General features: G+C 47.4%; 6 protein-coding genes. All 6 read left to right on the top strand.

What is annotated here, in order from left to right; translation table 11 throughout:
- The first annotated feature begins 71 nt into the window (after positions 1 to 71).
- The 6 genes from BLR32_RS34560 to BLR32_RS22335 all read left to right on the top strand — a co-directional run bounded on the left by BLR32_RS34560 (position 72) and on the right by BLR32_RS22335 (position 13935).
- The gene (locus tag BLR32_RS34560) at positions 72 to 1760 is read left to right on the top strand and encodes an Ig-like domain-containing protein (protein WP_089835094.1); all 1689 of its coding nucleotides are present in this window, start codon (positions 72 to 74) and stop codon (positions 1758 to 1760) included.
- Positions 1761 to 2324: 564 nt separating this feature from the next.
- The gene (locus BLR32_RS22355) at positions 2325 to 5501 is read left to right on the top strand and encodes a SusC/RagA family TonB-linked outer membrane protein (RefSeq protein ID WP_089835093.1); all 3177 of its coding nucleotides are present in this window, start codon (positions 2325 to 2327) and stop codon (positions 5499 to 5501) included.
- An 11-nt stretch (positions 5502 to 5512) separates the two neighbouring features.
- Positions 5513 to 7276 carry a RagB/SusD family nutrient uptake outer membrane protein gene (locus BLR32_RS22350; protein WP_089835092.1) on the top strand — a complete coding sequence of 588 codons (1764 nt, stop codon included), beginning with the start codon at positions 5513 to 5515 and terminating at the stop codon, positions 7274 to 7276.
- Positions 7277 to 7337: 61 nt separating this feature from the next.
- The gene (locus BLR32_RS22345; RefSeq protein WP_089835091.1) at positions 7338 to 9443 is read left to right on the top strand and encodes a DUF3826 domain-containing protein; all 2106 of its coding nucleotides are present in this window, start codon (positions 7338 to 7340) and stop codon (positions 9441 to 9443) included.
- Complete coding sequence (locus BLR32_RS22340; protein WP_089835090.1) at positions 9436 to 12531, top strand: DUF6298 domain-containing protein; 3096 nt, start codon at positions 9436 to 9438, stop codon at positions 12529 to 12531. Before BLR32_RS22345 ends, BLR32_RS22340 begins: the two co-directional genes overlap by 8 nt.
- A gap of 9 nt (positions 12532 to 12540) precedes the next feature.
- Complete coding sequence (locus BLR32_RS22335) at positions 12541 to 13935, top strand: glycoside hydrolase family 140 protein (RefSeq protein WP_089835089.1); 1395 nt, start codon at positions 12541 to 12543, stop codon at positions 13933 to 13935.
- Positions 13936 to 14304: the final 369 nt, after the last annotated feature.

Genomic DNA, 14304 nt, shown 5'->3' with positions numbered 1-14304 from the left:
TAACATTTTTATTCTTTTTTCAGAAAACAATTCCTTACTTTGAATAGAAATTTAACTATCCGGAAAACCTGATGACTATACCAATTAGGAGCTTACTTCCCTCGGTAGCTCTAACCATTATTTATTGCCTGGTCTCTTCTATTTTTATTCATGCAAAGAATAACAGTATTACAGACAGTGAACTTTGTTTCCAGCCATCCGGCATGCAGGTGAGCAGCAGGAACAGTGGAGGGACTGGTACCCGTGACAAGGATACGACACCTATTGTTGCCACTATTTCTACCACCGCCGCAAATGGTATTTATGGCGTTGGCAGCACAATTATCTTCCATATTACTTTCGATCAGGTCATAAGGGTAAGCGGTGGAACACCAGCCCTGACACTGGCTACAGATCCTGTGACCAGGACCGCTTTATATATTTCCGGAGATAGTTCTAATACCCTCGCTTTTGCCTATACTGTAAATACAGGAGATACCACTGCCAGCCTGGATTACACCGGTACAGATGCATTGCTCTTCAATGGTGCTGTTGTTCGTGGTAGTGGTGGCTCTATTGCTTCACTGGTTTTGCCCGCGCCTGGTAGTGTAGGCTCTATTGCCGGACAGCGTACGATTGTCATTGACGGAAATGCGCCTCCTGCACCTGTCATCACTATACCTGTCAGCAACACCATCTTCAATACGACTGATATGCTTATCAGCGGCACAGCTGAACCGAATACGTTGATCACCGTGTATGTAGACGGCAATGTACTGACCACGGCCACTACTGATGCAGGAGGCAGCTGGTCATCGGCTTTTACAGCCAATTCGCTCGCCGACGGTAAGCACAATATCAGGGCTACCGCTACTGATAATGCAAAGAATGTAAGTCCGCAGAGTACAGCTATTCCTATCGTAACAGATGTTACCATTCCCGGCGCTATGTCCGTGGCAATATTATCAGGCAACCAGAATCCTGCTTATGCCACTACGGGCGATGTCATCACGGTATATTTCACAGTAGATGATGATATCTATGTGCCTGAAATCACGGTACTGGGAAAGCCTGTCACTGTTAGCATGGTAGGTGCAAAAGAATATGTAGGCCGGTACACAGTGACGGCGGCCGATCCTGACGGAACGGTTCCGTTTTCCATTGACTTTAAAGATCTGAATGGAAATGCGGGCGCCACTATCACTGCCACAACAGACAACAGCAAGGTAGTCATAGACAGAAAACCGCCGGCTGTTACCCTCAATACAATCGAGATTTCACCGCTCAGGCATGCATTTCTCGTCTACATCAGTTTTAGCGAGGCGATAGCTGATTTTGACCCGGGTTATCTGACAGTTAGTAATGCTACTATTTCTGATCTGACCAGTATTAGCAACAACGTAATGACCGTTCTGGTTACTCCGCAGTACGATGGTATGGTCACACTGAAACTGGCAGCCAATGCCGCCCATGATGTAGCCGGCAATCCCAGTCAGGCAGCAGAAGATCTACAGGTGGAAGCACTCTTCGGAGGATATTTTGAGAAAGTATATCCTAATCCTGCATCAGGTATTATGCATCTTCACTTCACTGGTACTGTGAATGAAAAAGCTAAAGTGACCATGACAAGTTTCATGGGCGTGCTGGTATTTGAAAAAGACCTGCAAATGGATGATAAGACGCTGACAGTGGATGTGAGCGGACTGGAGCCGGGAGCATACATCATGAGAATTACGTCAAAGAATTATAATTTTTATACCAATGTAATGGTGGTTCATTAACCTTATCTGGTGCATAAAGCACTATTGTTTCAACACTTCTTAAAATTTCCCCTGCATTTTTTGTGCTGTACTATTATCTATGGTGAGGAAGTAAATCCTGTATGCGCCTGTTCTACAGGCGGTTTCAGACTATATCTTTCAATCGGGAATGCGCCTTATCATGTATTATTTTAAACCTAAATAATTTCCGGCAACGATTGCGTAAATAAAAAGAACGAGAATTAAATAATTCTGTAGCTTGTCAAAAATTAGTGTCACACAGACACTGTTGACAAATAGCAAATAAGATTCCATGGTTGTGAAAAGGGGGCTGTAGCTCGGGTTTTGGCATGCAAACATTGTCACGATGCTTCGTAGAAAGATATGAAGAAAGTTTAAAATTCCTTTGGTATGAGAAAGTATGTATTCCACCATCTGATTGCTCAGAAATTTTTTTGCCAGCGTTTATTTTAGATGCCGTTTCTGAATTAAGGACGCCTATTTTTTAAAGAATTCCACTATTAAAAGCAGCATTCGGTTACCACCGCGTTTTCAGCATGCTGTATTCAGCAAAAAAACCAGCTGATGAAAAATTTTTTATTCCACAGAAAACTGTTATTGCCTGGTGCATTATTGTTTCAAATGACGGCTGTCGCGCAGCAGCTCGCTGTTAACAAATCTAATGCGACTCCTGCCACCGTTGCACAGGCAAAAGAAATTATCCTGAAGGGGAAAGTATTAGGGACAGAAGAAGGTACCGGCCTACCCGGTGTTACCGTACGTGTAAAAGTGGGCAACAAAGGCACCACTACTTTGCCCGACGGTTCGTATACCCTGAAAGTACATGAGAATTCCACTATTGTTGTATCCCTGATTGGATATGTGACACAGGAGATTCCTGTGAACAGACAACAAAGTATCGATGTATTCCTGAACAGGGACGTAAAGGCCCTGAACGAGACGGTGATCATCGGTTATGGTGGTCAGAAACGGGCTAACGTACTGGGCGCCGTGGCAGCAGTCAATGCTGCTGATATCGAGGATCTGCCTGTTGCCAATCTGGCTACTGCCCTGCAGAACAAAGTACCGGGTGTATCAGTGTCTCAGTCCTCCGGCCGTCCGGGATCCAGCACATCCCTCACCATCCGTAATCCTGTGACCTGGGCAGCTACCGGTTCTTCTACCGATCCGCTGTATGTTATAGATGGATTCCAGATGACTAAACAGGATTTTGATAACCTGGATGCTACCCAGATTGAGAGTATCACCTTCCTGAAAGATGCCGCGGCTTCTATTTATGGTGCAAGAGGTGCTAACGGTGTTGTGTTGATAAAAACCAAAATGGGCCGTCCGGGCAAGCCCCGTATCAGTTATGCAGGATCGCACGGTATTTCTTCGGCGACCTACATCCCTGAAATGCTGTCTTCCTACGATCATGCAGTGCAGTTAAATAATAAGTATACGGCGCTGGGCGACGCAAACCCCGCCAGGTACTATACTGCTGATGAACTGGCCTATCTGAAAACACATAACAATAACTGGATAGATAATGTCTGGAAAAGTTCACACCTCAGTCGTCATACACTGAACGTGAGTGGCGGTAGTGAGCGTGTGACTTTCTTTGCCGGCGCTAACTACTATTCAGAAGATGGCAACGTAGGTGATCTGAATATCACTAAATACGGTTTGCGTATGGGCGTGAATGCGAAGATCATCGACAACCTGACGGCCAGTATCTCCTTTGCGACAGACAACTCTAAGATAAACAGGCCCACGCCTAAAACCGTACAATCCGGACTGACCGAACAGGCTGACCAGATGAATGGTACGGTGAGTGCGCTCTTACTGACACCAGGATGGGTGCCGATGTATATTGACGGCAGACCAGTTTACTCTTCCACACCTGGATGGCATCCCGGAGAGCTGGTAAGAACAGGTAGCTACAGTCGCACCCGCTCACAGGGACAGACGATCAACGCCAGCCTGGATTATAAACTGCCAGCCATCGAAGGACTCTCCTTCCGTGTACAATATGCCCGTAATGCGCGGAATACTTTTGGCAAAGAATTTTACCTGCCATACTCCCTGTACAACTTTGTAAGAGAAGGTACGCACCAGGGCACGCAAAACGTCATTTTTACCAATCAGCTTACATCCACTAATCCAACTACGCTGATCAAGAATGGTAACCTGATGACCGAATCTTACGGTGGTTCCAACAACTACCAGTTGAATGAAGCCATCAACTATGCGCGGACCTTCGGTAAGCACGATATCAACGTAATACTGGTAGCAGAACAGGGAGAATCATTCACAGATGCGTTTGATACCCGTCGTGAACAGGTGGTGATACCCGGCATCGATGAGTTGTTCGCTTTCAGCATGGATAAGAACTTTTATGACAACTCCGGTTCTTCCGGTGAAACCGGCAGAATGAGTTATATCAGCCGCCTGAACTATGGCTTTATGGACAGGTACCTCCTGGAAGCTACATTTCGTGCAGATGCTTCACAGAACTTCCCCAAGAATTCCCGCTGGGGTTACTTCCCTTCTGTGGCAGTAGGTTGGAAAATATCACAGGAGAAATTCTTTATCGATAATGTGAAGTTTATCAATGATCTGAAGATCCGCTTCCAGGTAGGTCTTACCGGTAATGACGCTGTACAGAATTATCAATACAAGGAACGTTATACCCAGACCACCGGTATGCTGTTTGGCAATACTATGACCAGTGGTTTAAACAATAACAACATCCCCAACTCCTCTATTACCTGGGAAAAAGCATTGTATAAGAACCTGGGATTTGATGGTAGCTTTTTCGGTCGCCGTTTTGATTTTGCGATCGACCTGTATCACCGTTACAACTACGACATGCTGCAACAGCCTACCAGTACGGTGCCTACCAGTTTCGGTGGAGGAATCTCCGATCAGAACTATGGTCGTCTGAAATCATATGGTATAGAGGCGATGTTGAACTATAATGGTAATGCGGGCAAGGATTTCAAATATAATGTCTCCATCAACTTCGGTATCAGTGATAACAAAGTGATACGCAAATATTATGGCGCCGGCGATACTGCCTGGAGAAATCCGATAGGCCGCAGAACAGACAATGGTCTGGAAGGATACAAGTCGACCGGTATCATGCGCACACAGGCGGAAGTAGATGCTTTCCTGGCGAAGAATCCTAACTGGACTATTGACGGTGAAAAGCTGATACCTGGTTATATGAACTTCGAAGATGTCAACAAGGATGGCAGGATAGATGAGAACGACAAAACACGTATTGCACCAAGAGGTAGCAGCCTGTTTGGTGTGGGCTTCAACCTGGGCGCTTCCTGGAAGACGCTTAAGTTCAGTGTGAACATCGGTCTGCAGGTAGGTGGCTCTCTGGCTTACGATAAGTCAGCCAGAACGCCGGCTACGGAGAACCTGCGTGCCCTCGCTATCTGGAAAGATTCCTGGTCGCCGGAAAATCCAAATGCGAAATACCCGTTGATCAATTCACCGCTGATCAAAGAAGTATCTGACTTCTGGGTGCGCAACGCTACCACTATGCGTGTGAATAACATGATGTTGTCTTACGGTATTCCGCAGGAGCTATCTGCCCGCTGGAGAGTGCCTGAGTTAAGGGTATTTGTGACCGGTACCAACCTCTGGTCTATTATTAACCATCAGCCTTACAAAGATCCGGCTACTAACCTGGCAGTAGATTATCCTGCCCTGCGTACCTATACTTTCGGATTGAATGTGAGCCTGTAAATTATTAAGCCATGCGAAAAATATTCAGCTATATATTATTGACTGCCTGTCTGAGCGCCTGTTCTGACATCCTTGATAAAACAGACCTGACAGGTATTGACGAGCGTACCTGGGATAATGAGTCCACCGCCACGCTCTACCTGAACAGGCTCTATGATATATCTATGCCAACCTGGCCCAATCTGACGGGCGCTGGTACGCTGCCTACTGCTATCCATGACCTGTCTGACGACTATAACGGCGGAGACGCGAAGATCTGGTATGGTACATTATCTGTGGATAATATTTCCGATTTCTTTGGTGGCAATGCCACCAATAATGCCTGGGCATATATCCGTAAGATAAACATCCTGCTGGAAGAGATAGAAACAGGAGCGTTGCCGGTGGATGTAAAGACAAAGATCAAGGCGCAGGCATATTTCCTGAGGGGATGGATATATTTTCAGCTTGTCAAACTGTATGGTGGTGTGCCTTATATCAGTCATCCGCAGGACTGGATCACAGAGAACCTGTACGTAAAGAGGAACAAGACCTCAGAATGTGTGGATTCCATTGCCAGGGATTTTGATATGGCTACTTCCTTACCAGCTACCTGGGGTAGTTCGGATAGAGGAAGGATCACAAGAGGGGCTGCATTGGGTATTAAAGGCCGTATGCTGCTGTTTTGGGCTAGTCCGCAGTTCAACCCTAATAATGATCCGGAACGCTGGGAAAGGGCTTATAAAGCCAATAAAGCGGCATATGATACTTTGCTGATAGATGGATATGGTTTGTTCTCGAGTTTTGCCAATATCTGGCTGGATGAAGGAACAGGTAATAAGGAAGTGATCATGTTGCGTTCTTTCGACGGGGCCAACAAAGCAAGTACATTCGAAGATGCTGCTCGTCCTTACTCCGAATCCAACGGAGGAGGGGGTGCCTATCAACCAACACTGGAGCTGGTGAATGCTTTTCCTACTGTGGATGGTCTGCCGATTACCGATGCCGGTTCAGGATATGATCCGGTATATTACTGGAAGAACAGGGATCCCCGCTTCGACGCTACTATCGCTTATAACGGCTGCATATGGCCACTGAGTAATAAGACCGGCCGTAAGCAATGGACATATACCGGGGTGACGGAAGATAAGAACAAGCCCAGTGTGACCGGTTTCTATTGCCGCAAGAATATCAATACTTCGACGATTAAGGATAATACCAAACTGGGTAAAACAGACTGGATAGAAATGCGTTTTGCAGAAGTGATGCTGAACCTGGCAGAGTGTGCCAATGCTACTGGTCGTACGCAGGAGGCTTATGATATGCTGATCGCTATCCGTAAAAGGGCAGGTATCCATGCCGGCGAAGGAAGCCTTTATGGCCTGAAGCCTTCCATGTCCAAAGAGGAAATGTTTGCCGCTATCATCAACGAGCGTCGTATAGAACTGGCTTTTGAAGGTAAGCGTTATGATGATCTGCGTCGCAACAAACTGTTCGATCAGCTGAATGGTAAAAAACGTTCCATCCTGAAGATCGCGGTGAAGGCGCCGTATACCGTAGCCGACCTGGAAAAAACAGATGCAACAGGTATCATGCTGCGTGATAAACTGGATCTGAACGGACCGGATTATACGACGTATTTTACAGCAACTGTAGATGTGCTGGATACGCAGAAGCCGATCAACTATCCGTCAAACTATTATTTTTATGCTATTCCGACTACGAATATCACAAGGAATCCAAGCCTTGTGCAAACGGTAGGGTGGAACAGTGGGAGTTTTAATCCGCTTGAGTAAAATAACATCATATCATCAACTCTCTGTTACAGGTTAAAGACCATTAAACTATCTTATTTGTATGAAACATTATCTCGCCGGAACTATGCTTATTGCCGCCATTGGTGCGGCGCACGGCGCTTTTGCTCAGTATCCGACCATTCCGAAAGCGGTACAGGAAGTGAGTGATTCAATGCTGGAAGCAGCTAAGAAACATGCTGATGAGGCATGGGAGAAAGCGTTGCCTATTGTAAAACAGGAAGCCCGTCAGGGGAAACCTTATGTACCATTTGCATCCCGTCCCACTGATCTGCCACAGGCTACGATCCCGGCCTTCCCTGGTGCGGAAGGTGGTGGCGCCTACACCTTTGGTGGAAGGGGAGGAAAGGTCTTTGTGGTGACCAGCCTGGCCGACAGCGGTCCCGGTACGCTGCGTGAAGCCTGTGAAGCAGGTGGCGCCCGTACCATTGTCTTTAATGTGGCTGGTATCATTAAACTGAAGACGCCTATCATTCTGATGGCGCCCTACATCACTATCGCCGGTCAGACAGCACCTGGTGATGGCGTTTGTGTAGCGGGTGAATCTTTCTGGATCAATACACATGACGTCGTGATCCGTTATATGCGCTTCCGCCGTGGTGAAACTACTGTGGGCCGCAGGGATGATGCCCTGGGTGGTAACCCGATCGGTAATATCATCATCGACCACTGCTCTACCAGCTGGGGACTGGATGAAAATATCTCCCTCTATCGTCATATGTATAACCCGGGTGCAGGGTATCCGGAGGAAAAATTACCTACAGTAAATATCACCATCCAGAATACGATTTCTGCCGAAGCATTGGATACGTACAATCACGCTTTTGGTAGCACATTGGGAGGAGAGAATTGTTCCTTCATGCGTAACCTCTGGGCTTGTAACGCAGGTCGTAACCCATCTATCGGCTGGTTCAGCGTATTCAATTTTGTGAATAACGTAGTTTTCAACTGGAAACACCGTACCGTAGATGGTGGCGACTATCGTTCACAGTTCAATATCGTCAACAACTATTTTAAACCGGGTCCTATTACGCCAAAAGATGATCCTGTTGGTCACAGGATTCTGAAACCCGAGTCTGGTCGTAGCAAACTGAAATACAGGGAATTCGGCCGTGCTTATGTAAGCGGCAATATCATGGAGGGATATCCCAATATCACTAAAAATAACTGGGATGGTGGTGTACAGATAGAAGATATGGATAATGCCGGCGAATACCAGGCAGATATGCGTGTGGAAAAACCACTGCCGATGCCACGTATGATGATCATGTCTGCAAAGGATGCATACGAATACGTACTGGATAATGCAGGTGCTACCTTGCCTAAAAGAGACGCTGTAGATACAAGGGTGATAGAGCAGGTGAGAACCGGTAAGATCCAATACAAAGAGAACACCGGTTCAAAGATCGGTAGCGAGTATATTAAACGCCGTTTACCTGAGGATTCCTACAAACAAGGTATCATCTATGATATCGCACAGGTAGGTGGATATCCTGAGTATAAGGGAACGCCTTATAAAGATACTGACGGAGATGGTATTCCTGATGAATGGGAAACACGCCATAAAATGAATCCTAAAGATGCGAAGGATGCAGTGCTGGATGCGAATGGCGACGGTTATACTAACATTGAGGACTTCCTGAATGATATCAAGGGAGAAAAGAAGAGTTACCAGATGATTGTGACTGAACGTGCTGCAAAGATCGTTTCTTCACTGGATATCAATGATGCAGGTAAGTCAATGCAGGTGCAGGACATCATTGCACAGCAGTATGTAGACCTGCATGATACTGAAGAGAAAAAAGATACGACACAGGTACATCAGCTGCACGAGCGTTACCTGTCAAAATTATCATCTGTGCTGACCACAGAGCAGGTAACAAAAGTAAAAGACGGTATGACTTACGGCATTCTGCCAATTACCTACAATGCGTACCTGCAGATGTTGCCACAGCTTACCAAAGAGCAGCAGAAACAGATTATGATCTGGCTGGAAGAAGCACGTGAGAAAGCAATGGATGCCGGTTCATCAGAACAGAAGCATGCATGGTTCGGTAAGTATAAAGGCCGTATCAACAACTATTTATCAGCATCAGGTATTGACATGAAAAAGGCGGAAGCCGAATGGAAGAAGCGCAGGAATGAATAGGAGATTATTAATAGCATGGATGACCTGCTGCCTGCCGGTAATAGGAACTGCACAGGTAAAGAAACCGAAAGCACCTTTGCCCCCCGTTTCATGGGAGAAAGGGCAATTGATATACCAGCAGGATGAACGGGGCAACCGTGTCCCCGATTTCTCCTCGTGTGGGTATATGGCTGGAGATAAAGCATTGCCCCTGGCCCCCGTAAGGGTCAGGGTGCCTGCTATGAAGGAGGATGCTACTGCCAGGATACAGGCAGCGCTGGATTATGTAGCTACTTTACCGGCAGATAAAGATGGCATACGCGGAGCGGTGCTGCTGGATAAAGGAACATATCCTGTAAGTGGTAGTTTACGCATGCATAGTTCAGGTGTAGTGCTGAGAGGTAGTGGAGATAGTACCGTATTACTGGCTACCGGTTATAGCCGTGATATATTGATGCATGTAAGTGGTCGTAACGATAAACAGTTATCACCTGCTGCGAAGCTGACAGATGCTTATGTACCGGTGAACAGTAGCGTAGTGCATGTACCTTCAGGTATAGCATTGAAAGCAGGAGATGAAGTGGAGATCACAAGACCCTGTACGCAGGCCTGGATACAGCAGTTAGGCACCACCCATTTTGGCGGTGGGATCACTGCTCTTGGATGGAAGCCGGGCGATCGGGATATCCATTGGTACAGAAAAGTCACCAAAGTAGAGGGTAATACAGTCACGCTCGATGTGCCATTGACTACTGCATTGGACACTGCTTATGGCGGCGCTACGATTGCTGTATATAAATGGCCGGGACGTATATCACAGGTAGGTGTGGAAAACCTGCATTGCCGTTCAGTATTTGAGGCTAACAATCCGAAGGATGAGCAACATTGCTGGACAGCCATCGCAATAGAAAATACCGCAGATGCCTGGGTAAGACGGCTCACATTCGAACATTTTGCCGGTTCGGCAGTATCAGTACTGGAAACCGCCCGCAGGATAACGGTAGAAGATTGTATTTCCTTGTCGCCCGTATCTGAGATAGGCGGACAACGCCGGTATACCTTTTTTACTTCCGGTCAGCAGACCCTATTCCAGCGCAACTATGCCCAATACGGGTATCATGATTTTGCAGCTGGCTTCTGTGCTGCAGGTCCCAATGCCTTTGTACAATGTATGTCTGATATGCCTTACAGTTTCAGTGGGGCTATTGATAGCTGGGCATCCGGTCTGTTGCTGGATAACGTAATTGTTAATGGTCAGGCATTAGGATTTCCCAACCGCGGACAGGATGGGCAAGGTGCAGGATGGTCGGCCGCAAACAGTGTCTTGTGGCAATGTGCTGCAGCAAGAATTGATTGTCCACGACCTCCGGGTGCTACTAACTGGGCTTTCGGTGCCTGGGCGCAGTTTACCGGAGATGGGGAATGGTATAGTTCCAATGAATATATTCAGCCACGCAGCCTGTATTATGCACAGCTAGCCGCAAGGTTGGGAGAGCAGGCTTCAGCACGCGCTTATCTGTTGCCGGAACTGGGAGATGCTTCCAGCAGTCCGACGGCAGCCGTAGCTGCCGAATTATCCCGTCAGGCTATGCAGCCCTCCGTTACTTTGTATGAATGGATCAGGCAGGCGGCACAACGTGAGCCCATTCCTGTAGATGCTGCAGGTGTGAAGATACAGGGAGCGATACAGCCGCTACAGGCATCCGCAGTAACAGGAATGAAAATAGTGAATGGGTGGCTGGTGAATAACGGTGCTGTCATGACCGGCGATAGAAGAGACGTGTCCTGGTGGCGTGGCAACATACGCCCGGATGGTGTACAGGAAGCAACGCCGCATATCACACGTTATGTACCGGGAAGAACAGGTACTGGTTTAACAGATGACCTGGATTCCGTATCTGCCTGGATGGAACGTAAACATATCGTGGCCATTGATCACAACTATGGCTTATGGTATGAAAGGCGTCGCGATGATCATGAACGTGTGTTACGTCTTGATGGCGATGTATGGCCTCCTTTTTATGAGCAGCCTTTTGCCCGTAGCGGACAAGGCACTGCATGGGATGGCCTGAGCAAATATGATCTTACAAAATATAACCGCTGGTACTGGTACCGCCTGCAGCAGTTTGCAAATCTCGCTGACCGTAAAGGGCAGGTGCTGATCCATCAGCAATATTTCCAACATAATATAATCGAAGCAGGGGCGCACTATGCTGATTTCCCATGGAGGCCTGCGAACAACGTTAATGCAACCGGCTTTCCTGAGCCACCGCCTTATGCCGGTGGTAAGCGAATCTTCATGGCAGAGCAGTTCTATGATACGACGCATACTGTCAGAAAGCAATTCCATCGTGCTTACATACGCCAATGCCTGGACAACTTCAGTAACAACCATAACGTGATCCAGCTGATTGGCGCGGAATTCACAGGGCCATTGCATTTTGTGGATTTCTGGGTAGATGTGATTAGCGCCTGGGAAAAGGAAAAGCAACAACATCCTGTGATTGGATTGAGTACGACGAAAGATGTGCAGGATGCCATCTTGCAGGATCCTGTACGTGCTCCCTTGATTGATCTGATAGATATCCGTTACTGGCATTACCAGACAGGCGGTACTACTTATGCGCCGCAGGGAGGACAAAACCTTGCGCCTCGTCAGCATGCACGCCTGCTGAAACCTAAACGGAGTGATGAAAAAGAAATATATCGTGCCGTGCGTGAATACCGTGATAAGTATCCCGGTAAAGCGGTGATCTATTCTGCTGACGGTTACGATAAGAACGGCTGGGCTGTATTCATGGCAGGAGGTTCTCTTGCCAGTATTCCATCCATAGCTGTACCCGGTTTCCTGTCTGCCGCTGCTGATATGCATCCGGCAGACATGCCGGGGTTCTTCGCCCTCACCAACGATCATGGTGATTATATCATCTATACACCAGGTGCAGCTGCTGTTGATGTAGCAGGAGCTTCCGGTACTTTTAATGCTGTATGGATAGATGCGGCCAGCGGACAAACGTTGTCAAACAAGAAAAATATTAAAGCTGGTACTGGTCATGCTTTACCAACGCCACAGCAAGGCGCCCTGGTATTATGGCTGGTACGCAAATAAAGACCTACTATGCTGAACAAGATCTGTATTGCGACCTTTTGCCTGTTTGTTTGTCTGATAGCCTGTGCGGATGCTCAGCAGAAAAAGATGTTACCACTGCGTGTGTCGGCCAACGGAAGATATTTTGAAACGACTGACGGAAAACCATTCTTCTGGCTGGGAGATACCGGCTGGTTATTATTTACCCGGCTGACACGGGAAGAAACGGAACAATACCTTACTGATCGTCAGCAGAAAGGTTTCAATGTGATCCAGGTGATGGTGTTGCCTGGTGTTACCTCCGCAAATATTTACGGCGACTCCGCACTGGTTGCAAAGAATGTGAGTCATCCGCTGACTACTCCGGACGCTCAGTTTACCGATACTACACAATACGACTACTGGGATCATATAGATTTCGTGATTGCCAAAGCAGCTGAGAAAGGGCTGTATATGGCATTGGTGCCGGTGTGGGGGAGTCCGGTTAAAGCGGGTCTTGTAACAGAAAAAGAGGCAACTGCTTATGCGTCTTTTCTGGCGAAGCGATATAAAGATTATCCGAACGTTATCTGGATGAATGGTGGTGATATCAAGGGAAGTGATTCGATGAATGTCTGGATGGCGATTGGCAATACACTGCACCGGGAAGATCCGGGACATCTTGTAACTTTTCACCCACGCGGACGTACGCAGTCGTCCGACTGGTTTCATAACGCCTCCTGGCTGGCGTTTAACATGTTCCAGTCCGGGCACCGCCGTTATGATCAGGATACTGCTGCCGGTGATAAAAAGTATGGAGAAGATAACTGGAAGTATGTTAATGTCGATTACAATAGAAAGCCTGTTAAACCAGTCATAGATGGTGAGCCTTCTTATGAGGGAATTCCGCAGGGCCTGCATGATCCGAAGGAGCCTTTCTGGAAGGATGGTGATGTGAGGCGATATGCTTATTGGTCTGTATTTGCAGGCGCTTGCGGGTATACTTATGGGCATAATGCCGTTATGCAGATGCATAAGCATGGTGATGGTGCTGGTGTGTATGGTGTGCGGGAGTTTTGGGAGGATGCTATTAAAGCGCCTGGTGCAGGGCAGATGATCTATCTGAAGCAATTAATCTATTCACGGAGTTATGCTGATCGGGTGCCTGATCAATCTTTAGTGGCGGATAATGGTACTGGATATAAGCGTCTTGCAGCTACGCGCGGGAAGGATTATGCGTTTATGTATACATATACTGGTAGCAAGATTTCTGTGAAGATGGGACGCATTGCGGGGAGTCGTGTGAAGGCGTCATGGTATGATCCTCGGAATGGGCGTATTAGTGAAATTGGTGAGTATGCGAATAAGGGCGTAGTGGTGTTTGATCCTCCAGGGGAGGAGCAGGAGGGGAATGATTGGGTATTGGTGATTGATAGGGTGAAGTAGGTGTTGGTTTTAAAGTAGCTTTCGGTTTCAGATGGTATTGCGGTCGGCGCCTCTCCGGGCATTGCAATACTATTAGACTTTGACAATCGTATAGATTTGGGAATATCTATTGGGCTTTATCAATCGTATACCCAAAGAGCCGAAGGCCCGCAATTACCATCTGAAACCGTTCCGCTACTTCGGAGTTGTTGATGATTGGTGGGCGTCCTGGTGAATAGGTCCAACTCCGCATAACGGAACCATTCGCTACAATCGGCTCCGCTAGGTGCCGTGTGTTTGTAGCGCGGGATGATAACCGCGGGGTACATAACGGGGTGACAACCCTAGGGATTTGCGGGGTGACAACCCGGGACCGCATAACGGAATCAT

This window comes from Chitinophaga filiformis, from assembly GCF_900102545.1.
Lineage (GTDB): Bacteria > Bacteroidota > Bacteroidia > Chitinophagales > Chitinophagaceae > Chitinophaga > Chitinophaga filiformis.
Note: the sequence above shows the minus strand (reverse complement) of the source record. Positions and strands in the feature narration are given on the sequence as shown.